Genomic DNA, 25,659 nt, shown 5'->3' on the forward strand with positions numbered 1-25,659 from the left:
GAAAGCGTCATTTAGCAGATAGTCAGTATAATCTAAGTCATCAATGAAAGCAATTATTCCTGTGGCGGGAGCAGGCACCAAACTCCGGCCGCATACATATACGCAACCGAAAGCCCTCATTCCCTTAGCCGGTAAAACTATCCTTAGTATCATCGTTGATCAGCTGGTGGAAGCCGGTATTAACGAGTTTGTATTCGTGGTAGGTTACTTGGGCGAAAAGATCCAGCATTATGTAGAGAACAAGTATTCTGAGCTGACCTGCCACTTTGTGCAGCAGAACAGCCGTGAGGGCACCGGCCATGCCATCCTGTTAACGAGAGAGGTGGTAGCCGGCGATGAGATCCTGATCGTACTGGGCGACACGATCGTAGAAACGGACCTGAAAGAAGTGATATCGGCAGACGTTTCGCAACTGGGTGTGAAGAAGGTCGATGATCCGCGTAACTTCGGGGTAGCGGAAATGGCGGAAAACGGTATTATTTCCCGCGTGATAGAAAAACCGCAGATCCCTAAATCGAACCTGGCATTGGTGGGTTTATACAAGATCCGTGAATCGGAGCAGCTGTACAAATGCCTGGAGGATAACTACCAGCGCCAGATCAAGTCGCACGACGAGTTTCAGCTGACGGATGCTTTGGAGTGTATGATACAGCATGGCGTAAAGTTTAACGCATTTAAAGTAGCCAACTGGTTCGACTGCGGACGAAAAGACACCTTGCTCGACACCAACGCCATCCTTTTAAAGAAATATAAAGCGGCCAACAACCCGGTGCTGCCTTATGAAAATACGATCATCATTCCGCCGGTAAGTATTGGCGAAGGATGTAATATTAAAAACTCGATCATTGGTCCGAACGTAGCCGTGGGCGACAACACCGTGATCAGTTATTCGATCGTGAAAGATTCGATCATCGGTTCGTTCAGTAACCTGTACGAAGTGGTGCTGAAGTCTTCATTGATCGGCAGCGACGCGAACATCCGCGGACTGAGCCAGAGCCTGAACATTGGCGATAATACCGAAATTGACCTGGGATAATCCTTTACCTGTACAAGATAGTGAGAAGCCGGCCTGGAATGGGCCGGCTTTTTTATGGGATATAATTCGTTACATTTAAAGATGAACAACCGTATTACATCGTTATTCGGCATTGAATACCCGATCATACAAGCCGGCATGATATGGGCGAGCGGCTGGCGGCTGGCCAGTGCGGTGAGCAATGCGGGCGGACTGGGAATACTGGGCGCAGGCAGTATGTACCCACACATATTACGTGAGCATATCCAAAAATGCAAAGCTGCTACCGATAAACCCTTCGGCGTAAACCTGCCCCTCCTGTACCCTGATATTGACCAGCATGTAAAGATCATCCGGGAAGAAGGCGTGAAGATCGTATTTACATCGGCCGGTAATCCTAAAACGTGGACGCCTGTACTGAAAGCCGCCGGCATCACCGTGGTACATGTTGTTTCCAGCTCCAAATTCGCGCTGAAAAGCCAGGAAGCAGGCGTAGACGCTGTTGTGGCCGAAGGCTTTGAAGCGGGCGGCCACAACGGCCGCGAAGAAACGACGACGATGGTATTGATACCGGCCGTGCGTGATGCGGTGACGATTCCATTGATAGCGGCGGGCGGTATCGCAGACGGCCGTGCGATGGCGGCGGCATTTGCGTTGGGGGCGGAAGGCGTGCAGGTGGGCAGCCGGTTTGTCGCTACGCCGGAGGCATCCTCACACCTTCACTTTAAAGAAGCAGTGCTGAAAGCACAGGAAGGCGATACGCTTTTGTCGTTGAAAAAACTGGCGCCCGTGCGGTTGCTGCGGAATGCATTTTATGATGCCGTGCGCGAGGCCGAAGCGGGCGGCGCGAGCGCAGAGGCCATGCAAAGTTTACTGGGGCGTGGCCGTGCGAAGAAAGGCATGTTCGAAGGGGAGCTGGAAGAAGGCGAACTGGAAATCGGGCAGGTGAGCGCGTTGATCAAAGAGATTACACCCGCGGCAGATGTGGTGAAAGAAATATGGGATGGGTTTAACGCTACACGCGCGAGGCTGGCCGGATTATAACGCATTGTTCTCGCTATTGGTCGAGATTACTGAAACGTCCTAATAACTGCCAGGCTGCAGCAACGCCTCCCTGGTGATCGTTGAAATGCCTGATAAGAGAAAAGCCCCGCAGCTTAGGCTGCAAGGCTTCTCTGGGTTTCCCGACAAAGGGATGAGGCGATTAATCTTTACTGGTTGGTCACTTTTGCGATGATTTGTCGTTAAGCTTAATTGGCGATCACCTCGGAAAGTTTCTTTTCCAGCTCCGCACCGCGGAGGTTCTTAGCAATTATTTTACCGGCAGGATCGATCAGGTAGTTCGTTGGCACGCCGCGAACGCCGTACATACGGGCCACGTCGTTGTTCCAGTACTTGAGGTCAGACACGTGCGTCCACTCCCCTATACCGTCTTGTTCGATCGCTTTAAGCCAGGCAGCTTTGTTGCCTTCCTTATCGAGCGATACACTCAGTACCGTAAAGTTGCGGTCTTTAAATGCGTTGAACGCCTTTACCACGTGCGGGTTCTCCTGGCGGCAAGGGCCACACCAGCTGGCCCAGAAGTCGAGCAGGATGTACTTACCGCGAAAGTCAGAGAGCTTGACAGGCTTGTCGTTCACATCGTTCTGTGTAAAATCCGGCGCCTGCTTACCTTCTACCAACGCTTTTTCCTTATTCATAGACTCTGCAAACTCCCGGCCCGCAACGGTCATGCGCAGTTCGTCGCTCAGGCCGTTGAACAGTGGTTCAATCACATGCATGTCCATGTTATTCATCACCGACAGTTCTTTTAATGCTACGATGCTGAAGAAAGATTTCGGGTTTGCTTTGATGAACTGCTCCTGCAAGGCTTTTTTTTCATTGATCGCTGCGCGGAAACGGGTATCCAGTTGTTTACGGAACGCTTCCTCTCCTTTCTGCTCATCGGGCACCGCGTTGAAGTCGCGGTTGATGCCTGCCATAGCCGAGTCGAACGGGGAGATGAACGCTTTGTAACGGTCATACTCTTTATTAGCCGGAGACGTAATCTTTGCAGCTTCCAGCTTCTCCTGTCCTACCACCGAAATGTTTCCCTTCTCGAGGTACAGCAGGTGGCGGTCCATGTTCATCATGCCCTGTCCCATTCCTTCGCCGGTATGGTCAAGTACCATCATGGCGAGCAGTGGTTGACGTACGTTGCCTTTAAACGTAAACGCGCCATCCTTTAACACTACGGAGTCGAGCGTATTATTGCCGTCTTCGCGTTTATCCAGGTACACTTTCGCAGGTGCGTTCAGCTTCCCGATTTTTCCTTTGATCACATATGCCCCGCCCTGTGCAAAAGCCATTAAGGGCGCTGCGCATAATGCCGTTATCACTAATCTTTTCATCTATCTCTCAATTAAGTTTTGCACTGTTCTACTCGCGGATCACCACATCTCTCGGACTACCGGGAATGCCTTCTATTTTCTTGATAAATGCACCGTTACGGCCTGTGCTTACATCGAGGTAAACAACTTCGCCTTGTACACCAACGAGCATCAGGTCGCCGTTGTTCTGTACTTTGATCATCGTAATTTCTTTACCGCCGAAGTCATAGTTTAAGGCCCTTATTTCGTCGTTCAGCGGGTTGTAGCGATACACCTTACCTTCAGAGCTGAAGTAGAAGTCTTTCTCAATACCCTTTGACCATACGGTGTTCGGCTTGATGTAGCCATTCAGCGGAGAGGTGCGAATTTTACGGGCGCGGAATTGGTCGCTGTTGGTAAAGTTGAGGCTGAAGTAAAGTTCTTTTACTTTTTGACCCGCACTGTCCACGAAAGCGTATAAGTCTTCATCGGAGAAACGCTCCATGTGGATCATGCTCATCTTCAGGTCTTTTGGATTGAAGAGCGAATCGCGCACGGTGTAAGTCGTATCTACATAAGACCTGCCGGCGAAGCGTACGAATGCTCTACGCGTGTTATCGAAGCCAAGGATGTAAGACTGTGCTTCCGTCATATTCTCGATCAGCTGAGGTCCTACGTTGTAACGGCCGTTTACCGGTGCGCCAAAGAAGCCGAAGGTGCTGGCAGTAGGAGCGGTTTCAAACGCGCCAAACCATACCAGGTTATTGATCACCGCCATGAGCGTTCCATCGTTCAGCACTTTATACTTTCCGTTAGAAATACTGGTGGGCGTGGTGAAGAAAAACTGTGACAGGTAACGTACACGTGCAAGCGTATTTACATTCAGCTGCACACCGCCATTTTTAGTCGTAAGCCAGTAGTTAGATACCGAGCCGTTGTTATTATAAAGGCTGCGCATTACCAGTATCTGTTGTGCGCCGGCTGGCAAGTCTTCGCCATGCATCGCTTTATATAGGTCCGCCTGCACACTACCGTCCGTTTTAACGAAAGAGAAATGTGACTTATCAGCACTTTCGCTCAAGACCAGTACACCTTTGGTGAACTCCGTATTACCCTGAATCCCGAATTTATAGAAGTACTTCATACCGGTGCTGCTATCGGTCAGGATCATTAAACCGGGATAGTATTTAGAGCCGAAACCGAATACCGTACGAAGTGATTTACCTTCATACTCATAAGACCTCATTTCGTCGCCTACCAGGACCTTCCAAAGGATGGAGTAGTTAGTCTTCCCGGAGGCCAGCTTTACCACGGGCGTGATAATAAGGCTATCGCCTACCAACGCCTGAAAGGTACTATCCGTCAATTGTTCCACGATAGGATCGGGTACGTCTTTATAATCATAGTCGCCCAGATCGCGTGAGCAGGATGTAAGAAAAAGTGCGACGCCTGCTGCTATGTATACAAATAAATTCTTCATGCAAAATGATTTGGTTGATTACATCTGCGGGATAATCCTGTTACCCGATTCGTCGATAAAATAATAGTTGTTATCGCTGGCATTCAGCCTGAAGGTGTACCTGGTGGCAGGGTTACCTACGTTGTAGAACTCCTTCGTAGTACTATTGATCGTTTCCAGCGTGTATCCTTCATCTTTGTGACCATCGATCCACAGTTGCGGGTCGCGGAGGAAGCCGCCTAAAATACGACCAAACGTAAGCACACGCGGGATCTGTTCCCATTCGGCAGGCGAGTCGGGCAATTTGGTTGCCTTAGTGCTTATAAAGAACAGTTCATGTTTGATACGGGAGTAACCGCCCAGCATACCGCCCCAGGCATCCCACCAGGAGGGTTTCAAAAGTTGGTTAGAGAAAATCACTTTTGCAGTATCCCATCCCTTCACGTTAGGGGCGAAGTCGTCGGAAGCGACCAGTTTCAACTTCAGCCTTACACTGCCGGTCTTCAACGCAGGATCGGTATTGAGCAGGATGATCGGCACCTGTTGCGTACCAGAGTCGGCGGGCAGTATGTAGTCACTTTTCAATGCTTCGTAGTGTGTACCGGCTATTGCAGTAGTAGCGGAGTCGATCACGCCGAGTTTAAACTTGCGGTCAACCGAGTCGCGGTTACCGGAAATTCTCACCGGCAGCCAGATCGTGTCGGAGCCCTTTTCCGGGAACAACGCGAAAGAAAACGACACGCTGTCGGTACGGACATTCGTGTTCCTGTTCAGGAAATCGAAATATATGTTATCGGGTGCATCGTACGTCATTTCCTGGGCTGCCTTTTCGCAGGCGCAAAACAGTACAGTGCAGATTAAGGCCAGTTTCAAAAGATGTTTCATCTTATTAAATATTTTTACCGGTTACCGTATGCTATTTCATCGTCAGGGAAAGGAAGTACGAACTTCTGCCTGCTGGCGGTAATCACGTTACCGCTCTGGCCGGGGTAGTTTACGTTCAGGCGTTTGTACATATACCATATCTGGCCTTCACCGTAAAACTCCTTACGTGCTTCTTTCATCAGCTCGTCCATAAATTGTTCTTTGGACGGATAGTTTAATTCTACACCGATACCACGGTTGAAGCGCACCGTGTTGAAGTAACCCCAGGCCTTTTCGGCATCGGTATCAAACGTACATTCTGCCGCGATGTAGTACATTTCGCTGAGGCGGATGCAGGGAATCAGCAAAGGATGCCTGTTCGGATTATCCACCCGTTTGTATTTTTCCAGGCGCATGTAAGAACCTGCGGAGCCTGACTGTTCGCTGAACCATTGTTTATAACGGTTATCGTCGCCACCTGCACCGCCGGTTTCATAAATAGTGCGGCTTTCGGAGGGTGATAAGGTTAAACTTTGATCTTCGCCCCGGCGAAGCAGATCATTGATGCGATCATTCAGGTATCCCGGAGCATACAAGCCGAAAATCACTTCTTTGTACATGATGCGATCCCTTTTTTGTTCGTCTGCATTCACAAAATCGGCTTTCACCGTCCATGGGAACTTTTGGGAGTCGATAATTTCCTGTGCATATTTAAGTGCGTTTGCCTTATCACCTTTGTACAGTGCTACACGGGCCATGAGTGCGGTTACCGCATAGTAGTTCAACCGATGACGACGGTTTTGCGTAAACAGCTGGTTGTCGCGTGCTTCGGTAGAGGAATCGGTAGCGAAGTCATAACCTACTTTATAACCCGGCGATCTGATCGGATCGTATTCTGCCAGCAGCGTACGTGCTGTTTCCAGGTCGAGCATCACAGAGTCGATCACACCTTTAACTGAATACAACTTTGGTACTTTGTTGGAAAACACTGTTGAGTAAGGCACACCTGGCTCATTGGCACCCGCGAGGTAGGATGGTGCGAACAGGCGCAGCGCATCGAAGTGGCAGTAAGCACGGTAGGCGAGCGCCTCCCCTTTTACCATCGCATAAGTGGCGGGTGTAAACACATCTTTCTTTTTATCAGCATAAGAAAGAATGATGTTACTGTTCGCCACGATATTATATAAGCCTAACCATATCTGATCGCGATAGCCGATGAAGGTAGCGTCTCTGTAATTAAACAGGCTGGTTTGGCGATAAGTCCATGCATCCCGGGCGCCATGGGTATAATTCTGTGCCAGTACTTCCGGCAGCGCGATGGTGAGATCGCGGCCATACAGGTTATCAATCACCGCACGGCTGTAAAGACCGTTAACGGCATCCTTAAAACCATCTTCTTTGCTGAACAGCACGTCCTGTTCCACTTCCGACTCCGGTCTTACGTCCAGCCACTTTTTGCAGGAACTGAGCGTGGCTGCCGCTGCTATTATGAGGATTAAATACTTTTTCATCAATAATCTTTTTAGAACCTGGTGGATAATGAGAAAATGAAGTTCCTTGCGAAAGGATAGTCAATTCCTCTTTCTGCTTTGATCGTGGACCAGTAGGCCAGATCGTTCATCGTAATGGAGCAACGCAGGCTCTTTACTTTCAGGCGGGAATAGAAACTTGCCGGCGCATCGTAAGAAAGGAACACCGATTTAAGCTCTACCCTGTTTTCGTCCTGGATGAAGCGGGAGCTGGTACGCGTAAGGTCCCTGTTCGCGATGTCTTTATAAAACACCACATCACCAGGTTTTTTCCAACGCTGCGTCAGCGCGCGGCTGTCAACGTTATACCATGGGTTCGCATTCTCCACACGGTCCACCAGTGTCTGGTTGTAATAGTCGCCGCCGAACTTCGTATAGAAGCTTACTTCCAGCATAAAGTTGCCCAATACCACGTTACCACCGAAGTAACCGTCCAGGAATGGGGTAGAGTTACCTACCGCTACGGTGTTACGTACATCATAATCATAAGTCCGTTTACCGTCCAGGGTGAGATATACTTCGCGGCCGTTCTCCGGATCGATGCCCAAAGACCTTACGGCGTAATAAGTGTAAACAGATTCACCTTCTTTATAGCGCAGTAACGGGATTGATTTCAGTTCGTCTTTTTCGTTCTGCTGCTTGTCAACGTCTTCGTTGTAAGCTTTGAGCGCGTCGGAGATTTTCGTGATTTCGTTACGGTTGTGCGTAAAGTTAGCATTCAGGTTTACGGAGAAGTTTTTGCGGCGGATTACGTTGGCGCGTAAGTTTGCCTCCCAGCCTTCGTTCACCATTTCACCCATATTCTCTTTATAAGAACCAAAACCGGTGGATGGCGGCGTATTTACGTCGGCCAGCAGGTCTTTGGTGTGCTTATAATAGTAACGGGGAGAAAAATAGACCCTGTCTTTGAACAGGCCGATTTCCGCACCGAGGTCGTAGTTATTGGTACGTTGCCATTTCAGCGCATTGTTACCAAAAGCGGTAAACACAGCACCTACACCGGTAGAGTACCAGTCGCCACTATAGTAAGAGTAAGTAGTATTGGACAGGTAAGCAGGGAAGTTTACGTCGCCGGTAAGACCTGTCGTAGCGCGCAGTTTAAACTGGCTTACAAAAGTGTTACGGAGAAACGCCTCGTTATGCAGGTTCCAGCCCATACCATACGACCAGAACGTAGCCATCCTGGATTCTGAACCGAACTTGGAGGAGCCGTCTGTACGAATGGTCGCATCCATCAGGAAGCGGTTTTCATAAGAGTAGTTAATGGTACCGAACCAGCCGGCCAGCCGCTCCTCTGATCTGTTACCGCCCGGTGACTTCTCAGCATACCTGCGGGCGAAGTTAATGCTCGTAAAACGGTCGTTGGTGAAACCGATGGCCTCCACAGACTTAAAATCGTTTTTGCGCATTTGCATGCTCGTACCCACAGCCACGTTAAATGCATGTTTCGCAACCTGTTTGTTATAGTTCAACGTGAGGTTACCATCTACCTGTGTTTCATTCAACGCTTCGAAGTTGTACTGACCACGGTCCAGTATCCTGTCCAGCGGATCGTTGAAGAACTGGTTACTCATCGGTGATGCGAACTTGTTCGTCTCGGTAGTACGTTTCGTTAGACTGATGTTTCCCATCAGCTTCAGCGAAGTATTAATATTATACTCTGCGGAGAAGTTATCGATAAACTCGAGGTATTCGATGTTATGGAAGTTACCTGTCTGACCTTCCCACAGCGGGTTAAGCGTGGTAGAAGTGGCGGCAGCGTTACCATTTGACGCATCGCGGAAATTCCATTTGTCCACTTCGCGGATCAGGCGGCCCAGGGAGTCACGCATCGGGTAATATGGGTTCGCATTCACGAAGTTGGAAAAAGAACCATAAGGCGACTCGGTGCCCTTTACCTGCGAGATGGTGAAGCTATTGCGGAACATCACCCGGTTCTGATCCAGGTTATAAGAGAGCTGCGTACCCAGGCTGTAACGTTCGCGGCCGGAACCTTGCATTACGCCTTTATTGGTTTGGTAACGTGCATCTACACCGTAACGGATCGTTTTAGAACCGCCTTGTACGGAGAGCGAGTGTTTATGTCCGAGGTCGTTCGAAATCGGCTGCGCTAACCAGTAGGTGTTTACACCGGCCAGTACGTTCTTGTATTTTGCATAGTAACGCGCCTGCAGATCGTCTGAATTATCGACCCCGTTCTCCGTATACAAACCTGCCAGCTTTTCGTACTCCAGCTTATCCTTTGCGTTCAGCACTTTATACTGTGTAAGGTCTGGCGTGTTCAGGTTCATTTCGTAGTTATAGAATACCTGCAGTTCACCTTCCGGTGGGGCTTTGGTGATAAACACCAGTACGCCGTTCGACGCGCGGGAGCCGTAAACCGCAGTAGCGGCGGCATCTTTCAGCATTGTTACGGAAGCGATACGGTTAATGTCCAGGTCCCAGATGGTTTGTATACCTACCTGGTAGCCATCCAGCATGAACATCGGCATATTGGTTACCGTGGCCATCTGGTTACGGCTCAATTCAACACCGGTGCCGGTAGGCAATGCGGTAGAACCACGCATGTTAATATTCGGCAGCTGGTTCGGGTTAGAACCGGCCAGGTTGTTTTCCAGCAGTTTGAACGAAGGGTCGAACGACTGGATACTTTGCAGGATGTTCTGGCTATTGAAGCGTTTCAGCTCCTCACCGGTAATGGTGATGGCAGAACCTGTATAGTTATTTTTATCGATCTTCTGGTAGCCGGTGATCACCACGTCTTTCATGGACTGGATATCATTCTCCAGTTTTACGTTGATGACCCTGCTGGCGGTGATAGTAAACTCCTGTTGTTTGTAGCCGATCATACGAAACACCACGATGGCGTTTTCGCGAACGTTGCTCAGCATGTATTTACCCTCATTGTTGGTGGTCATACCCGTGCTGGTACCTTTAATGAAAACGGAGGCGCCCGGGATGGCACTGCCGGAAGCATCGGTAACGGTACCGGATACGTTAAATACTTTTACCTGCTGCACTACGTGATCTGGCGCGGAAATAGCGGTTGGCGCATTAGCTCCTACCGGTGAAATGTCGTTGGCACGCTGCGGGTTGTTCGCTGGCGTGGCAGTTGATGTCTTTTCTTTCTTGTAGATAATGTAGTGGTCGGAGGCGGCTTGTTCGGCTTCGAGGCCCAGTGGTTCCAGGAACTTGTTCAGGTAGTCGATCAGTTTAACGGAAGCAGCTTTAGCGGCGGGCGCTTTGGCGCTGATGCCGTTTACCGTGTTGCCCACATAATTGATCTTCACTTTGTAACGTTGCTCCATATCGGCGAGCACATTACGCAGCGGCGGCCCCTGTTTAAAGTTCATGGCAACGTCCTTTTGCCAGAAAAACTCTGCCGGCACATAGTCGTGTGCCTGAGCCGTGGTGTAAGTTCCCAGCTGCAACAGCAGGGCGAGGGCGATCCCTCCTTTTACACAGCCGGCGTTAAATTCTGCCATAGCTTTAGATTTAGGTTGGTTGTCTTTTTTACAGTTGTTACGATAAGTCATCTTTGCATTGAACTTAATAATCACCGAAACATTTTGTTAGTTGCAGACAAGGCATAGCCCGTCCGCACATATTGCAGAATTTTTTTCCCGAAAGTCCCTAATTGACTGAATGCTGTTTTTAACTCCTATTGCTGGCTGATCTCGTAAGTATCTTCCCCTGTTTTACTGATTTTAATCTCGAATGATCTCGCTAATGTTTTAAAGAACACACCGATGTTATCCATCGGAATGCTGCCCGTAAAAGTTTGCCCGTTGAGGGCCGTGTCTTGCAGGTTAATAGTAACGCCCATATTATCGTGCAGTGTTTTGATGACTTCCGCGATCGGTGTGTCATGAAAGTTAAGCACATTGGTGCGCCAGGATGAATATTCTTCCGGGTTTACGCGTTTGGTCGCCAGTTCCGCAGTAGCGGCGGAGTAAACGATCATATCGCCCGGTTTCATGGTAATAGGTGTTGTTTGATGTGATGCCGGCACTTTATCGCCGTTAAGGGTGAGTTTAACCACGCCCGTATTCAGCACCACCTGCGTTTTTACACGCCTTGTATTTACGTTAAACTCGGTGCCCACCACTTGTATATCCACATCATTGGTATGTACTAAAAAGTGCTGGTTATTATTTTTATGCATCACGGTAAAAAAAGCTTCGCCATTGATCCATACCTCGCGGTCGGATTGGCCATCCCAGTTTTTACCATAACTGATGCTGGAATTTACGTTGAGTCGCACCACCGAACTATCGGGCAATACCACCGTTTTCATTTCTCCCATCGCGGTAGAGAAAGTACTTTTCCCTGCCGGATAAAAGATAAATGCAGCAAAGGCAGCTACGATCACGACCGCAATAACGGCAGCGTAGGCATAAGCGCGGCGGAAACCCTTACGGGCCACCGACAGTTCTGCCGGAATATGACCGTTCCCGCTATCGATGCTGTGGCTGATACGTTGCCATACCTCCGACGCATCACCCGTTTTTGCCTGGACGCCCTGCTTACCTATCAGCAGCAACACTTCCCGGGCCTGCATCACACGCACCCGAAGGGCCGGATGGTCGCTCATCCACTGCTCCCAATAGGAGGTGGCGGCTTCGTCCTGCTCTAACACCCATAGGCGAAAAGATGGATGCTCTAAAATTTCTTCGATGGAATAGTCCTTTGGCGTCATTTTGATACTTATCTATACAAAGAGAGAAATGATTGATTTCTTATCGTGTTTTTCCAACTATTTTTAACTTTTTTCTAATTCATTCAAAATGAAGCAGTTCGTAGCGTACAAAGTTGGCGGTGGGATTAACCAGGCAATGAATGTTACCGGCTTAGCGCCAGGTACAACAGGATACCGGCCAGCAAAAGCAGCTGGTCGCTGTTCTTTTTCAGGTAATTAAGGGCTTTGGAAAGTAACACGTAAGTGGAATTTACGCTGAGCGACATCAGTTCGGCGGTTTGTTTGGTATCGAAACCTTCGTAGTAGCGGAGGTAGAGAATTTCCTGCTGGCGTTTGGGCAACTTCTCCATCACTTTGGCCAGCTTCTGCCGGCGCTCCAGGTCGGCCTGGCGGCCGATCATTTCCTCTTCATGCGAACCGGTATGCTGACCGGGGGCAGTATCATTATCAAATAACCGTTGCAGCGTACCTTTTTGCGAGTGGGCCGAAATCCTGCGCTTGAGGCTGGCCATAAGGTAGTACTTAATATTATCTGTTACAGATAACCGCTCCCTACCCAGCCAGATGCTCACGAAAAGGTCGTGAATACAGTCTTTCACGAGGCTTTCGTCCGGGTTAAACCGGGCACCATAATTAAAAAGGGAATGGAAATAACGATTGTAGATGAAAGCAAGGGCTTCCTTATCACCTTCAATTACCTTGGTCCAAAGCGCTTTATCATTCAGGTTGCCGTACAACTCGTCCGGATTTAAATTTTGATTTGTTCTATTTACAGAATTGCTGTTCAAACTTGTCTAAAGATAGCAACACGTTGGTTAGTATCCAACTTCTGGGCCGAACCTGCCGGAATAAGCGGAAAAATAAATTTTTATCCCTACCTTAATCGCCGAATGTTCACTGCGGATGCGGACCGCCTACAGCAAGCGTCGTTACACAACCACCACCGTTATAAAAAGCGCCATTTAATGCATCAATACCAGGATACTGATCTGATCCAACGGCTCAAAGAAGGCGACGTTTCGGCGTACGATGCATTATTCCTCAAATACTATAAACTACTCTGTATCAATGCCTACTGGTTCCTGCAAAATGAACAGGAAGCTGAGGATCTCGTACAGGGCTTTTTTATCGACATATGGGAAAAGCAGCTCTATCACCAGTTTAGCGGCGACCTTAAGGGCTACCTGCATACTGCCGTAAAAAACCGCTGCCTGAATCACCTTAAAAAACAGCAATCACAAGCCGAAAAGCAGGAAGCCTACGGCCTTTTGCAGGACAGCTCCGACGCTCCACCTGAAGACGCCGGGCCGGACTACCACCGGAAACTGCAACACACACTGAACGATATGGAGGGGCAGAAGAAGGTGGCGGTACACCTGGTATATATGGAAGGTAAACGCTACAAGGAGGCGGCGGATGAAATGGGGGTAAGTGTCAATTCTTTCAAAACACACCTCAAGCGCGGACTGAAAATGTTGAGGGAGATCATGAAAAAATAGTATTGCGTTCACCCATTCGGTCAAAAAAGTTGTAGTACAGTTATAAATGGAACAACAGGAACAGATTTTTCACCTTTATATGCAACACCTCGCCGGCATGCTGTCGGCCGAGGAAACCGCTTATGTGACGGAACAATTGGCGCACAATCCTTCCTTTAAAGCAGCCTGGCAGGAACTGGCGGCCCGGGGCGAAGCGATGGGCGTACAACAATTTGCGGATCGGGTAAGCGCTCCGGCCGCATTGCAATCAGTAAAACAACAAATCACCCCTGCCCGCAAAGTATTCCCGATCTGGCGGGTGGCCGCAGCGGCGGCTTTATTGTTATTGGCAGGATCGGCCGTGTGGTTGTTATGGTTGCGACCACAGGCGACGCAACCTTCCGGCCTGGCCCATATCAGGGCCGATAAACAACCCGTTCGCCTGCAACTCGCTAACGGAGAAACGCTTACCCTGAACGACAGCAGCCAGCGGACCATCACACTCGGCAACGTTACACTTAACACACAACAGGGCGCACTCGCTTATTCCTCAGAAGATACGACGACCAATACCCTGCTGGTACCGGCAGGTGAAAACTATAAACTGGTACTGTCCGACGGTACCGAAGTGCGCCTGAACGCCGCCACTAAACTCACTTTCCCTTTCCATTTCGGTATAGGCGCCAGAAAGGTATATGTGGAAGGCGAGGCCTATTTCAAAGTCGCTAAAAATGCTGCGCAACCTTTCCTCGTAAGCACACCGCTTACGGAAGTACAAGTGCTGGGCACCTCTTTTAACATCAATACTTATCATCCCGGTACGGTCAGCACGTCCCTGGTAGAAGGCAGCGTGATTACGCGCAGGGGCCAGCAGCAGGTGCAGTTGCAGCCGGGACAGGCCGCAAACTTTTCCACGGCTAAAGGATTTTCTACCGGTAGTTTCGATGAAGAAGAAGTACTGGCCTGGCTAAACGGCATCTATTATTATCACCAATGCCCGCTGGCAGACCTGGCGACGGTAGCCTCCCGCTTTTACGGCATCACCATCCATCTTGATAGAACCAAATATGCAGGCGTAGCGGTAACCGGGTTAATGGAGAGAGACAAGCTTGCTGAATTTCTATCCGACCTGAAAACCACCGCCCGTGTAAACTACCGGCTGGAGAGCAAAGAACTCTGGCTGCAATAAAAAAAGTTTCATCTGCTGTCACCCACCTTCGCAAGTTCACTGTAGTTATGCTGAAAGGGCATTATCAACCAAAATGCTACAGAATAGTATAACGTTTTAAAAGAATCTTCCACATGCTAAATTGTATGCGCAATTGCCGGCCGGCTTTGCGACGGGTATTGTATGCCCTGTTGCTCGCCTTGTGCCTCCAACCAGCCTATGCACAGGTAAAAGCGCCCTCCTTACAGGCGCCGGTGACTGTTTCGGGCAAAAACATCTCCTTACTGGAAGTATTCCAGGCCATTAAAAAACAAACGGGATTTACCCTCGTTTACAACAACCAGCTACTGGACGATGCGCAAAAGATCAGCATCAACTTTAAAAAGGCACAGCTGCAGGAAGTGTTGGACTACGTGTTAAAAGACCGCAACATCCGGTTCGATGTAAAAAGTAACCGCATCGTGCTGGACAAAAAAGATGCGCCCCTGCCCGCTCCCACGCAAACTACGCCCGCCGTTGCCGCGACTTCGGAAACGGTGAAAGGCCAGGTGATGGATGTTAAAGGCAATCCGCTGCCAGGTGTAACTGTTACCGTAGCCGGCACGAGCCGGGGCGCTGTAACAGATGAACTGGGCATCTTCTCCATTACTGCCAGCAAAGGCGAGGTGCTAAACCTGGCCATGATGGGCATGAACCCGGAGCAGGTGGTAGTGAGCAACGCCCGCACCCTTAAGATCTCCCTAAGCGAAAAAGTGGACGACCTGTCCGAAGTAGTGATCGTGGGATTTGGTGCGCAAAAGAAAGTAACCGTAACCGGTTCGGTAGCGACTGTGAACATGCAGGACATGCAAACCCCGGTACGTTCGCTGTCCAACGCGCTGGCGGGCAAAGTAGCCGGTGTGATCTCTATGCAAACTGCAGGCGGCGAACCGGGTTATGACAATCCGCAATTCACGATTCGTGGTGTAGGCACCTTTACCGGTAGCGCCAGCCCGCTGATTGTGGTAGACGGTGTACAACGCGATGACGTGAACAGCTCTTTCGGCGGCGCTTTTAACAACATTGATGCGGAAGACATTGCCAGCATCTCTTTATTGAAAGATGCATCGGCTACCGCCATCTTCGGTGCTAAAGGCGCTAACGGCGTGTTGATCATTACCACAAAAAAGGGGGTTGCCGGCAAACCTAAAATATCTGCCAAGGTGGAATCCGGCGTAACAGGCCTTACCAAACTCCCTAAAATGCTGGATGGCGTGAGCTACATGCAGCTGCTGAACGAAGCCCGGGCAAACGATGGTTTACCTGTGGCCTATTCCGACGAGCTGATCGCCAAAACTGCCAGCGGCCTCGACCCCTACCTTTATCCCAATGTAAACTGGATAGATGCGATCTACAAGGACTGGGCTTCGATGACCAATGCAAACGTTAATATCAGCGGTGGCGGGGAAGCGATGCGTTATTATGTATCCATGTCGTTCTACGACCAGGAAGGCCAGTACAAAGTGGATAAGGATGTGAACAATTACAACCCAAACCTAAACTTTAAACGATACGACTTCAGGTCTAATATCGATCTTAATATTACCAAAACAACCTTACTCTCCCTGAATCTGGCCGCGATGCTGGTTAACAGCCGCTACCCCGGGCATTCAGGACCATCCATCTGGTACAATGCTTTTGCGACCAACCCGGTTGCCTTCCCCATCAGCTATGGCAATAACCAATGGGCCGGCCCGCGTAACAATGGTGGCAATAATCCTTTCAACATGGTGCAGAACGCCGGTTATGCGACGGAGTTTAAACCATCCGTTCAATCCATCCTGTCCCTTAACCAGCGCCTAGATCATGTACTGAAAGGACTGAGTGCTACCGGTCGTTTTTCGTTCGACAGCTACGCAGAATTTAACAACCGTCGCTCTGGCCCAAATGATCTCTGGTTTGCAGGTTCGCGCGATACGGAGGGAGGCCTCATCTTGGAACGCGTTCGTAACGGCGCCACCTACCTCGACTACTCCTCCAGTTCCCTGGGCGAACGCGTGATGTACCTGGAAGGCAACATTAACTACGACCGGGCTTTTGGCGAGCACACTGTTGGCGCCTTGCTCGTGGGTTCTATGCGTAACCGCCTGCGGGGTTCAACCTCCGACCTCAAAAGCGCCATTCCTTACCGTAACCAGAGTACCGCAGCAAGATTCACCTATAACTATAAAGATAAATACCTGGCAGAGGTGAACGTTGGCGCTACCGGGTCGGAAAACTTTGAGAAAGGTAATCGCTGGGGATACTTTCCGGCCATGTCGGCCGGCTGGGTAATTTCCAAAGAAGACTTCTTTAAATACCTTTCCTCTACAATTTCCTTGCTGAAAGTGCGGGCTTCGTGGGGTGTTACAGGTAACGACCAGATATCTGATCAGCGTTTCGGATACCTCACCTACATTGGTGGCGGAAATGGTGCCTGGTTTGGATATTCTCCCCTGGCAGTTCCTGGTGTTTCCGAATCTGTATTGGGCACACAGAACCTGACATGGGAAAAGTCGAACAAAACAAACTTTGGCCTGGAACTAGGCCTTTGGGGTAAGATTAACGTTGTAGCGGATATTTTCCAGGACCAGCGTAGCGGCATCCTGATCAACCGTAATTCTATCTCGCCCATTGCAGGTTACAACGGCCTCGCTGTGTTTGCCAACATGGGTGAAATGCGCAACCGCGGCATCGATGGCTCCATCGAGTATAATGATCGGTATGGAAAAGACTGGACACTTCGTTTATTCGGCAATGTTACTTATGCAAAGAACAAAATACTTTATGCTGACTATCCAAAATTGTTGTTTGAGTATCAGCAATTCGAAGGCACCCAGTTCCAGGAGTTTTTTGGTTATAAAGCCATTGGCCTGTTCACCGACCAGGGCGATATCGACAAAAGTCCCGACCAGTTGCGCCCTGTTAAACCCGGCGACATTAAATACGCGGACCTTAACAACGACAATATCATTAATACCAACGACCAGACCTATCTTGGCAAATCACGCTTCCCGCTGTGGTCTTATGGATATGGCATTAACCTTGGATGGCGCCGCTTTGATCTTTCCGCACTCTTCTCTGGCGTAGCAGATGTGGGCATCATGGCTAACGGTAATGACATCAACATGAACGATGGCACTGCAGCTGGCGTAGGTATCGTACCCTTTACCGGCATCGGTCAATACCCTGCCGCGATGTTAAGCAACGTCAAAAGCCGCTGGACGGAAGACAATCCGAGCCAGAACGTAGATTATCCACGACTGACGCAAACCAATACTACCGACAACAACTACGTAAACAGTACCTGGTGGCTAAAAGACGGCAGCTTTATGCGCCTGAAACAAGCATCTATCGGCTACATGATCGTTACTCCGCAAATGAAGAAGAAAGGAATAACCAGCCTGCACTTATATGCAGCGGGTACTAACCTGCTTACCTTTTCGAAGTTCAAATTATGGGACCCGGAACTGGGTAACGTAGGTGCGAGGTATCCATATTCCAAAACAGTGACAGTAGGCCTGCGCGCGCAGTTCTAATACAGGACCATCTAAAAAATTAAAGGGATGAATACGCAGAAAATAATTCTTACGATATGGGCACTCGCGGCCGGCGCCGGACTCACCTCCTGCCACTACCTCGATCAAAAGCCCGACAACCTGCTCACCGAAGATCAGATTTGGCAAACCCGGGCGAATGCCGAAGGCTATCTGCATAATATTTATAGCTACATCGCCAACACCAACGGCGACGACTGGGCAAGCGCCGGCGGGTCTGACGAGTCATCGGTTTGTTACAATACAACGGACGTAAGGCAAATGGCCAATGGCAACTGGAACGCTGCGAGCGGCTACTTCTATACATGGCCAGGCTATTATGCAGGCATCCGCAAATCGATCGTATTTGAACAGAACATTGATAAAGTGCCAAACTCTCAACTGAGTATGGAACTGAAGGCGCAATACAAGGCGGAAAGCCGCTTCCTGCGTGGATTTATGTACTGGATGCTCCTTCGTCAATACGGTCCGTTCGTGAAAGTAGACGGCCTCATTGCCCGCGATGCGGACTTTCATCAATACCCCCGCGCACCGTTCGACACCTGTGTTGCTTACATCGATCACCTGATGGACCAGGCAATGGTTGACTTACCTCCTAAGTGGGACGCGGCCAGCAACTACGGCAGACCGACCAGGGGCAGCTGTTTAGCGATCAAAGTAAAAACGGGCATGCTTGCCGCCAGCGAATTATGGAATGGCAACCCTGCTTTTGCTGACTTTAAGAACCCGGATGGTACGCCCCTTGCAAGCACCACCTTCGACGCGAACCGTTGGAAAGTGGCGGCAGACCGGGCCAAAACGGTAATTGACGGTAAGTATTTCAAACTGTTTACTAACCTCGATAACGGTGGCACTACCTTCGATCCCTACTTGTCTGTTCGCGATCTGTTCCTGACTAACTGGAATGATGAGATCATTTTCGCTAACCTGAACTGGTGGACCTGGGGCTTCACTAAATGTGCTTCTCCCGGCCCGGGCGGCTACGGCATGTACAACCCGACACAAAACCTCGTAGATGCATTTGCGATGGCTAACGGCAAAGACATCAGCGACCCTACCTCCGGTTATGTTGAAACAGGCTTTGCGCAAAGTAATGGCACGACTACCTGGAGTCATAAGGCTGGTGACTGGAACATGTACGCCAACCGCGAACCACGTTTCTACGCCAACATCCTTTACAATGGCCGGCCTACCGTTCCCGCGCCTACCGTCGATGATAAAAACTTCTATTCTTCACCTGCTAACGCAGATGGCAGGGGCCGTACAGAATTTTACTTTTCCGGCAAAGCAGGTCAGGCCAACAACAGTGGCAACATTACCGGCTACCTGCCGTTGAAGCGGATCAGCGCGAACGATAACATCCGTACCGACCAGGTAGCCTATCACGGCCCATGGATCTTTTTACGCTATGCCGAAATACTGCTCGACTATGCGGAAGCACTGAACGAATATGACCCTGCTAACGGCGACATCGTTACTTACCTGAACATGGTGCGCACCCGTGCGGGCCTGCCAGGCATAGAAACGCTGTATCCCGGAGCAGTTGGCAACAAAGAAGAAATGCGCAAACACATCTTAAAAGAAAGACAAGTGGAACTGTGCTTCGAATCTGATCGCTACTTCACGCTTACCCGCAGGCTGCTGTCCGGCAAAGACGCCAACCTGAACATTTACTGCCTGGATGTAAACGCCAATGATAATGGTCAGGGCTTTGCATTCACCGGTTTGTACAAACGCACCCTGTTCCAGAAGCGTCACTGGGAAAACAAAATGTACCTCTTCCCAATTCACCAGGGCGACATTGAACGCAACAGGGCGTTGACACAAAACCCAGGCTGGAAATAACATCTGTTCACAAATCAATTCATCAGCATGCGCAAAATATTTTTGTTCAGCATATTGGCCAATGTGTTGCTGCTTGGCTGTTCTAAAGAAGAATTAGGACACAACGCATCACAACCAATGACCATTACCAGCTTTACTCCCGGTGAGGGAGACGGCGGTACATCCATCCTCATTACGGGCACTAACTTCTCTTCGGACACTTCTGAAATCGAAGTGACCATTAACGGCAACAGACTTGTACTTACCGGCGCCAACACCGAGCAGATCATGGCCGTTGTGCCAAAGAAGTGCGGCTCCGGCCCTGTCACGGTGAAGATCGGCAGCAACACCGTTACCAGTACAGCCACGTACAACTACATCTTTACCCGTACCGTGAGCACCCTCGCAGGCGCAGCCGCAGCCGGTTACAATAATGGGAAAGGAGACCTTGCACTGTTCAACTTCAGCGGCGCAACCTGGTACAGGAGCCTGGGTATTTCCATAGATGACAACCTGAATATTTATGTAGCCGACCCGGGCAACCATTGCATCCGCAAAATCGATCCGGATGGTAACGTAACATTACTGGCGGGCAAACCGACAGCGAGCGGATATGCAGACGGTAGAGGGTCAGATGCGATGTTCAGCTTACCTTACTCCACTGCGGTTGACGAAGAAGGCAACGTATACGTAGCCGACCCGGGCAACTGGGATATTCGTAAGATCAGTCCGGATGGCACCGCCGTTACGCTCGGCTGGGGCACACAGGCACCGTGGGCCGTAGCGTACGACAGAACGACCAAATCTGTTTACTATATCAGCTGTGACTTTAACGGCACTGTATACAAACTGGAAAACGGTAACTCTACTCCTGTAATCAGCGGCCTGGTGTATCCCTGCGGCATGGCTTTCGATAATAAAGGCAGCCTGTTTATCAGCGGCCACGGCACCTCCGTAGTGTACCGCTATAACACTACTACCTGGAAAGGCGAAGTAATCGCCGGTAAAGAAAACGAGGCGGGATACATCAACGGCCCCGGCCCTACCGCGCGTTTCGCTTATCCATGGGGACTGGCAGTTGACAACCAGGGTAATATATACGTGGCCGGCAACGGCACTACCGACGGTCTGGCCAGCAATGCAGACCAGAGCATCCGTTTTATAGAGGCTAACACCTGGAAAGTGAGCACCCTCGCAGGCGGCAGCACACAGGGTTATGTGAATGGCATTGGCGAAGTAGCTTCCTTCTCCGCACCAACAGGTGTAGGCGTCGACAAAAACGGCGTAGTGTACGTAATCGACAAACACAACAACCGCGTTCGTAAAATCATCTCTGAATAATATTAATGGGCGGTGGCTACTGCCACCGTCCACCTTTCACCACAATGTACTCCGGGACTATGAACAGCTACCCGACCCGCACCTGCAGCCGGCATCGCCTGCGAAAACCGGCGGGGTGTTTATTGCTGCGCAAGTAAATGGCAGTAAAGACATTGACGGGCAGCCGCGCAACGGTGGTACACTTATCGGCAAAGGCACCCGTCAACTACCCTCACCTCAACTTGGAAAAACTCATACTATGCAATATAACAATCGTCGTGGCTTTCTGAAAAAGGCGGCCGCAGGCACCGGGGGACTGTTACTGGGCAACATGTTCGGATACGCCTCTGCAGGCGCATTGAACGAAGCCGTGCAGGAGAGTGCGCGCAGAAGCAAGCATCACAAACAACTATTTAATATGTGTGGCTATGCAGCACCTAAGCTGCCCGTCGTACGCATCGGTTACGTAGGCATCGGCAACCGTGGCGGCTGGGCCGTTGAGCGAATGATGAACATTAAGAACGCGGAGATCGTCGCCCTGTGCGACACCCGCGAGGTGGCAGTAAAAGGCAAACAGGCGTCGCTCAAAGCCAAAGGCCGTCCCGCAGCGACAGAATACTTCGGCGACGTAAACGCTTACAAAAAGCTTTGCGAAAACCCGAACATCGACCTGGTGTACATCGCAACTCCCTGGGAATGGCACGCGAACATCGCTATCTACGCCATGGAGCATGGCAAACACGTAGCACTCGAGGTGCCCGGCGCCATTACACTTGAAGACTGCTGGAAACTGGTGGAAACCTCCGAGCGAACGAAGAAACATTGTATGCAACTCGAAAACTGCTGCTATGACTTCTTCGAAACACTCACCATCAACATGGCGCAACAAGGACTGATGGGTGAGATCGTGCACGGCGAAGGCGCTTACATACACACGCTGCTCGACGGCTTTTTCCATAAACCGCGTAATGCCGACGATGCGCCAGGCTGGCGCTGGAAGGAGAACCTGAAAAACGGCAATCTTTATCCTACACACGGCCTGGGCCCCGTGGCGCAAGCGATGAACATCAACCGGGGCGATAAAATGGAGTACCTCACTTCTATGTCCACCAACGACTTTATGATGGAACCATTGGCTGAAAAGCTGGCTGCGGGCGGCGATCCGTACTACCAGCAATTCGCTGGCAAACACTATCGCGGCAACATGAATACTTCCGTCGTGAAAACGAATAAGGGCAAAACGATCATGATCCAGCATGATGTATCTACCCCAAGACCGTACAGCCGCCTGCACGTATTAAGCGGCACGAAAGGTTACGCGCAGAAATATCCTGAACCGGGCAAGATCGCTTTCGGGCACTACTTCCTGGAAGCAGATAAAGTAAAAGAACTGGAAGAAAAATACACACCTGAAGTGGTAAAGCACGTAGCGGAAGCGGCCAGGGTGATCGGCGGCCACGGCGGCATGGACTTCATCATGGACTGGCGCATGATCGACTGTTTGCGCAACGGCCTGCCGTTAGACATTGATGTATACGACCTCGCCTGCTGGAGCGCCATCACGCCGCTTACTACCTGGTCTGTCACCCACCGTTCCAACTCCATCGACGTGCCTGATTTTACGGGCGGCTCCTGGAAACTGAACAAACCTGTGGACCTCAGTCTGCGTGGTGGCGGCAATACAGCCGTGATATCACTCAACAAAGAAAATTAGCATCTACCAATGAAGAAAATATTTCACCTGCTGTTACTGGCTTTGCCGGTGCAGCTAACAGCCGCGGAGTTTAGCGGTGTGTATCAACTTGTAAAACGCCGCGTACCCTGGCTGGAGAAACATATTACATTCGAACAGGCCACCAGCAACAATGGACAGGAAACGTTCACATTGCAGACCAGGCAGCAAAAACTGGTTATCAGCGCCAGCGGTCCCAATGCGGCGGCCGTTGGCCTTAACTGGTACCTGCGTAACTATTGCCATCGCAGCATGAGCCACATGGGCGACAACCTGTCGCCGGTTAAAAAGCTGCCAGTAATCAGGGTGCCCGTTACCGTTAATGCTAGCGCCTTGTACCGGCACGCACTAAACTACTGCACCTTCAACTACACCATGAGTTTTTACAACTGGGCCGACTGGGAGCATGAGCTGGACTGGATGGCGCTGAATGGCGTAAACATGATGCTGGTAGCGAATGGCAGTGAAGCCGTATGGCAGAAAACATTGCAGCAACTGGGTTATACGCAAAAAGAAATCGATCAGTTCATAACAGGTCCGGCTTACAACGCCTGGTGGCTGATGGGCAACATCGAAGCCTGGGGCGGACCGATGCCGCAAAGCCAGATCGACGATCGCAGACGTTTGGTGCAGAAGATGCTCGTAAGGATGCGCAGCCTGGGCATCGAGCCGGTAATGCCAGCCTTCTTCGGCATGGTGCCTAAATCGCTCACCGAAAAAACGAAAGCGCACATCATTAAACAAGGCACCTGGGGCGCGTTCCCACGGCCCGATATACTCGATCCCACCGACACCGCTTTCGCACGGATCGCAGGTTTATTTTATGCGGCCACGAAAGAAATGTACGGCAGCAACATCCGCTTCTTTTCAGGCGATCCTTTTCATGAAGGCGGCGTTACAGAAGGGGTGGATTTAGGCAAAGCGGGTGCGAACATTCAACGCGTGATGCGTGCGTGGTTTCCTGGCGCCATCTGGGTACTGCAAGGCTGGCAGGATAATCCCAAAAAAGCCCTGCTCGCAGAAACCGATCGCTCCGCATTACTCGTACAGGAACTGTTTGGCGAAAACACCAACAACTGGGAAACCCGCGAAGGTTACGAAGGCACGCCTTTCATCTGGTGCACGGTAACAAACTTTGGCGAGAGGCCCGGATTGAACGGCAAACTGCAGCGTTTTGCAGATGAAGTGCACCGTGCCCGCACCGGCCCTTACAAGGCCTATATGAAAGGCGTAGGCATCATGCCCGAAGGCATCGATAACAATCCGGCTGTATACGAATTGTTGATGGAGCTGGCCTGGCATGAAAACAAAGTGGACACCAAAGAATGGGCGCCGGTTTACGCGGCGGCCCGTTACGGCAAGCCAAACAACGATGTGAACGAGGCCTGGCAAGGGTTTCTGCAAACTATCTACAGCAATCCCGGTTACCAGGAAGGTCCGCCCGAAAACATCCTCTGCGCCCGCCCGGCACTCGAAATTAAATCCGTTTCCCGCTGGGGCAATTTGCGCAAAGGTTACGATACCGCGTTGTATGTGCAGGCGGTGAAGGCGTTTGCGAAAGCGGCGCCGGTGTTTACAGGCAGCGAAACGTACAAAATCGACCTGGTAAACTTCACCCGACAGGTGATCGCCAACCGTGCCGACAAAGTGTTTGCGGATGTCGTGAACGCGTATCAGGCTAAAGATAAAAATGCATTTAACGCGGCATCTCAAGCGTTCCTGCAACTTTGCGATGATGAGGAGACATTGCTGAACACGCAGCCGTATTTCCGCTTGCGCACCTACCAGCAAAAGGCCATCCGCGGCGGCGCCAACGACTTCCTGAATGCGATGATGCTCATCACCTACTGGGGTGGCACCGATCATAACGAAGACAACCTGCACGAATATGCTTATAAAGAATGGGCCGGTTTAATACGCACCTTTTACCGCAAACGCTGGGAAATATTCTTCGCACATCTTTCCGAAACCCTTTCCGGCAAAGCATCACAGCTACCCGACTGGTACAACTGGGAGCGTGAATGGGTGCGCGAAAACCTGAAAGTAATGCCCGCTGAGAAGCCCGTCGACCTCGGCACCATCGTTCACAGAATACTCCACTAATGCTGTAGCCCCACGTCATGCTTATTATGAGCAAACTATTAATATTGTGATCTAGGGGAAACGTAACCGCTCATCCCGCCCGTCGGGTTGGCGGATTACGTTGATCCCAAATTAGTTTTTGAACCAGCCTTTGCAACCCTGCCCCGGCCACCGTTGTGTCACTCACTTGTGCAGCATCTCCCCTACTCAGCATCACTAGCGCAGAAAAGTGTACATCCGCTTCAGTAATGAATGGCTACCAGTTGTTATTGCCGCGAACAATGGAGCGGATGTTCGCTTCCTTGCAGTCGCGATGACGATGAAAGCGAAGCTCATTCACTTCGTGGATTCCCCCTCATGGCACAGCAAAAACATAAAGTCGCTCACTTGTACGACATCTTACCTACTCAGCACAACAAGTCAACACAAGTCAATACATGTTGAAACATCTTTACAATAACTGCAAACGCTTTCCCACAAAGGCATCCCATAAAAACCAGCACCCCAGAAATTTATTATCCCAATCATTTTGATTCCATAAAATAAATCCTAATTTTATACTGGTA

Annotated in this window: 16 protein-coding genes; 9 read left to right on the plus strand and 7 right to left on the minus strand. The window is 50.3% G+C overall.

The features are described 5' to 3' along the window. Window positions 1–43 precede the first annotated feature (43 nt). Together MKQ68_RS18640 and MKQ68_RS18645 are read left to right on the plus strand one after the other, a co-directional pair. On the plus strand, window positions 44–1,036 hold the full coding sequence (locus tag MKQ68_RS18640) for a sugar phosphate nucleotidyltransferase (RefSeq protein ID WP_244842350.1): 993 nt from the start codon (window positions 44–46) through the stop codon (window positions 1,034–1,036). Between the two features lie 81 nt (window positions 1,037–1,117). Further along, window positions 1,118–2,059 (plus strand): NAD(P)H-dependent flavin oxidoreductase, encoded by a 942-nt coding sequence (locus MKQ68_RS18645; protein ID WP_244842351.1) that lies wholly within the window; start codon window positions 1,118–1,120, stop codon window positions 2,057–2,059. Window positions 2,060–2,265: 206 nt separating this feature from the next. On the opposite strand, the gene MKQ68_RS18650 is transcribed toward MKQ68_RS18645, so the two are convergent. From MKQ68_RS18650 to MKQ68_RS18680, 7 genes are all read right to left on the minus strand, one after another. Further along, window positions 2,266–3,405, minus strand: coding sequence for a TlpA disulfide reductase family protein (locus tag MKQ68_RS18650; RefSeq protein WP_264280431.1), 1,140 nt, complete (start codon window positions 3,403–3,405; stop codon window positions 2,266–2,268). Between the two features lie 28 nt (window positions 3,406–3,433). After that, window positions 3,434–4,843, minus strand: a complete 1,410-nt coding sequence (locus MKQ68_RS18655; protein WP_244842354.1) for a PKD-like family lipoprotein — start codon at window positions 4,841–4,843, stop codon at window positions 3,434–3,436. An 18-nt stretch (window positions 4,844–4,861) separates the two neighbouring features. Next, on the minus strand, window positions 4,862–5,707 hold the full coding sequence (locus tag MKQ68_RS18660; protein ID WP_264280432.1) for a DUF4843 domain-containing protein: 846 nt from the start codon (window positions 5,705–5,707) through the stop codon (window positions 4,862–4,864). A gap of 14 nt (window positions 5,708–5,721) precedes the next feature. Beyond that, entirely contained in the window at window positions 5,722–7,197 is a 1,476-nt protein-coding gene (locus MKQ68_RS18665) for a RagB/SusD family nutrient uptake outer membrane protein (RefSeq protein WP_264280433.1), read from the minus strand. Between the two features lie 11 nt (window positions 7,198–7,208). Then, complete coding sequence (locus tag MKQ68_RS18670) at window positions 7,209–10,700, minus strand: SusC/RagA family TonB-linked outer membrane protein (RefSeq protein WP_264280434.1); 3,492 nt, start codon at window positions 10,698–10,700, stop codon at window positions 7,209–7,211. A 176-nt stretch (window positions 10,701–10,876) separates the two neighbouring features. Further along, window positions 10,877–11,914 (minus strand): FecR domain-containing protein, encoded by a 1,038-nt coding sequence (locus MKQ68_RS18675; protein ID WP_264280435.1) that lies wholly within the window; start codon window positions 11,912–11,914, stop codon window positions 10,877–10,879. Between the two features lie 143 nt (window positions 11,915–12,057). Continuing rightward, window positions 12,058–12,651, minus strand: a complete 594-nt coding sequence (locus tag MKQ68_RS18680; RefSeq protein WP_264280436.1) for an RNA polymerase sigma factor — start codon at window positions 12,649–12,651, stop codon at window positions 12,058–12,060. 228 nt (window positions 12,652–12,879) lie between these two features. Between MKQ68_RS18680 and MKQ68_RS18685 the strand changes: the two genes are divergently transcribed. The 7 genes from MKQ68_RS18685 to MKQ68_RS18715 all read left to right on the plus strand — a co-directional run bounded on the left by MKQ68_RS18685 (window position 12,880) and on the right by MKQ68_RS18715 (window position 25,114). Beyond that, complete coding sequence (locus MKQ68_RS18685) at window positions 12,880–13,413, plus strand: RNA polymerase sigma factor (protein ID WP_264280437.1); 534 nt, start codon at window positions 12,880–12,882, stop codon at window positions 13,411–13,413. 46 nt (window positions 13,414–13,459) lie between these two features. Continuing rightward, the gene (locus tag MKQ68_RS18690; RefSeq protein WP_264280438.1) at window positions 13,460–14,581 is read left to right on the plus strand and encodes a FecR domain-containing protein; all 1,122 of its coding nucleotides are present in this window, start codon (window positions 13,460–13,462) and stop codon (window positions 14,579–14,581) included. A gap of 113 nt (window positions 14,582–14,694) precedes the next feature. Next, complete coding sequence (locus MKQ68_RS18695) at window positions 14,695–18,117, plus strand: TonB-dependent receptor (protein ID WP_264280439.1); 3,423 nt, start codon at window positions 14,695–14,697, stop codon at window positions 18,115–18,117. Between the two features lie 27 nt (window positions 18,118–18,144). Beyond that, the gene (locus MKQ68_RS18700; protein ID WP_264280440.1) at window positions 18,145–19,980 is read left to right on the plus strand and encodes a RagB/SusD family nutrient uptake outer membrane protein; all 1,836 of its coding nucleotides are present in this window, start codon (window positions 18,145–18,147) and stop codon (window positions 19,978–19,980) included. A 27-nt stretch (window positions 19,981–20,007) separates the two neighbouring features. After that, the gene (locus MKQ68_RS18705; protein WP_264280441.1) at window positions 20,008–21,300 is read left to right on the plus strand and encodes an IPT/TIG domain-containing protein; all 1,293 of its coding nucleotides are present in this window, start codon (window positions 20,008–20,010) and stop codon (window positions 21,298–21,300) included. A gap of 238 nt (window positions 21,301–21,538) precedes the next feature. Beyond that, window positions 21,539–22,993 (plus strand): Gfo/Idh/MocA family protein, encoded by a 1,455-nt coding sequence (locus MKQ68_RS18710; RefSeq protein WP_264280442.1) that lies wholly within the window; start codon window positions 21,539–21,541, stop codon window positions 22,991–22,993. Window positions 22,994–23,002: 9 nt separating this feature from the next. Further along, window positions 23,003–25,114 carry an alpha-N-acetylglucosaminidase gene (locus MKQ68_RS18715; protein ID WP_264280443.1) on the plus strand — a complete coding sequence of 704 codons (2,112 nt, stop codon included), beginning with the start codon at window positions 23,003–23,005 and terminating at the stop codon, window positions 25,112–25,114. The last annotated feature ends 545 nt before the right edge of the window (window positions 25,115–25,659 follow it).

Source organism: Chitinophaga horti (assembly GCF_022867795.2).
Taxonomy (GTDB): domain Bacteria; phylum Bacteroidota; class Bacteroidia; order Chitinophagales; family Chitinophagaceae; genus Chitinophaga; species Chitinophaga horti.

Excerpts from the sequence above, each read along its gene's own strand:
- MKQ68_RS18640 (WP_244842350.1), top strand. The coding sequence starts at position 44 with ATGAAAGCAATTATTCCTGTGGCGGGAGCAGGCACCAAACTCCGGCCG.
- MKQ68_RS18645 (WP_244842351.1), top strand. The coding sequence starts at position 1,118 with ATGAACAACCGTATTACATCGTTATTCGGCATTGAATACCCGATCATA.
- MKQ68_RS18650 (WP_264280431.1), bottom strand. The coding sequence starts at position 3,405 with ATGAAAAGATTAGTGATAACGGCATTATGCGCAGCGCCCTTAATGGCT.
- MKQ68_RS18655 (WP_244842354.1), bottom strand. The coding sequence starts at position 4,843 with ATGAAGAATTTATTTGTATACATAGCAGCAGGCGTCGCACTTTTTCTT.
- MKQ68_RS18660 (WP_264280432.1), bottom strand. The coding sequence starts at position 5,707 with ATGAAACATCTTTTGAAACTGGCCTTAATCTGCACTGTACTGTTTTGC.
- MKQ68_RS18665 (WP_264280433.1), bottom strand. The coding sequence starts at position 7,197 with ATGAAAAAGTATTTAATCCTCATAATAGCAGCGGCAGCCACGCTCAGT.
- MKQ68_RS18670 (WP_264280434.1), bottom strand. The coding sequence starts at position 10,700 with ATGGCAGAATTTAACGCCGGCTGTGTAAAAGGAGGGATCGCCCTCGCC.
- MKQ68_RS18675 (WP_264280435.1), bottom strand. The coding sequence starts at position 11,914 with ATGACGCCAAAGGACTATTCCATCGAAGAAATTTTAGAGCATCCATCT.
- MKQ68_RS18685 (WP_264280437.1), top strand. The coding sequence starts at position 12,880 with ATGCATCAATACCAGGATACTGATCTGATCCAACGGCTCAAAGAAGGC.
- MKQ68_RS18690 (WP_264280438.1), top strand. The coding sequence starts at position 13,460 with ATGGAACAACAGGAACAGATTTTTCACCTTTATATGCAACACCTCGCC.
- MKQ68_RS18695 (WP_264280439.1), top strand. The coding sequence starts at position 14,695 with ATGCTAAATTGTATGCGCAATTGCCGGCCGGCTTTGCGACGGGTATTG.
- MKQ68_RS18700 (WP_264280440.1), top strand. The coding sequence starts at position 18,145 with ATGAATACGCAGAAAATAATTCTTACGATATGGGCACTCGCGGCCGGC.
- MKQ68_RS18705 (WP_264280441.1), top strand. The coding sequence starts at position 20,008 with ATGCGCAAAATATTTTTGTTCAGCATATTGGCCAATGTGTTGCTGCTT.
- MKQ68_RS18710 (WP_264280442.1), top strand. The coding sequence starts at position 21,539 with ATGCAATATAACAATCGTCGTGGCTTTCTGAAAAAGGCGGCCGCAGGC.
- MKQ68_RS18715 (WP_264280443.1), top strand. The coding sequence starts at position 23,003 with ATGAAGAAAATATTTCACCTGCTGTTACTGGCTTTGCCGGTGCAGCTA.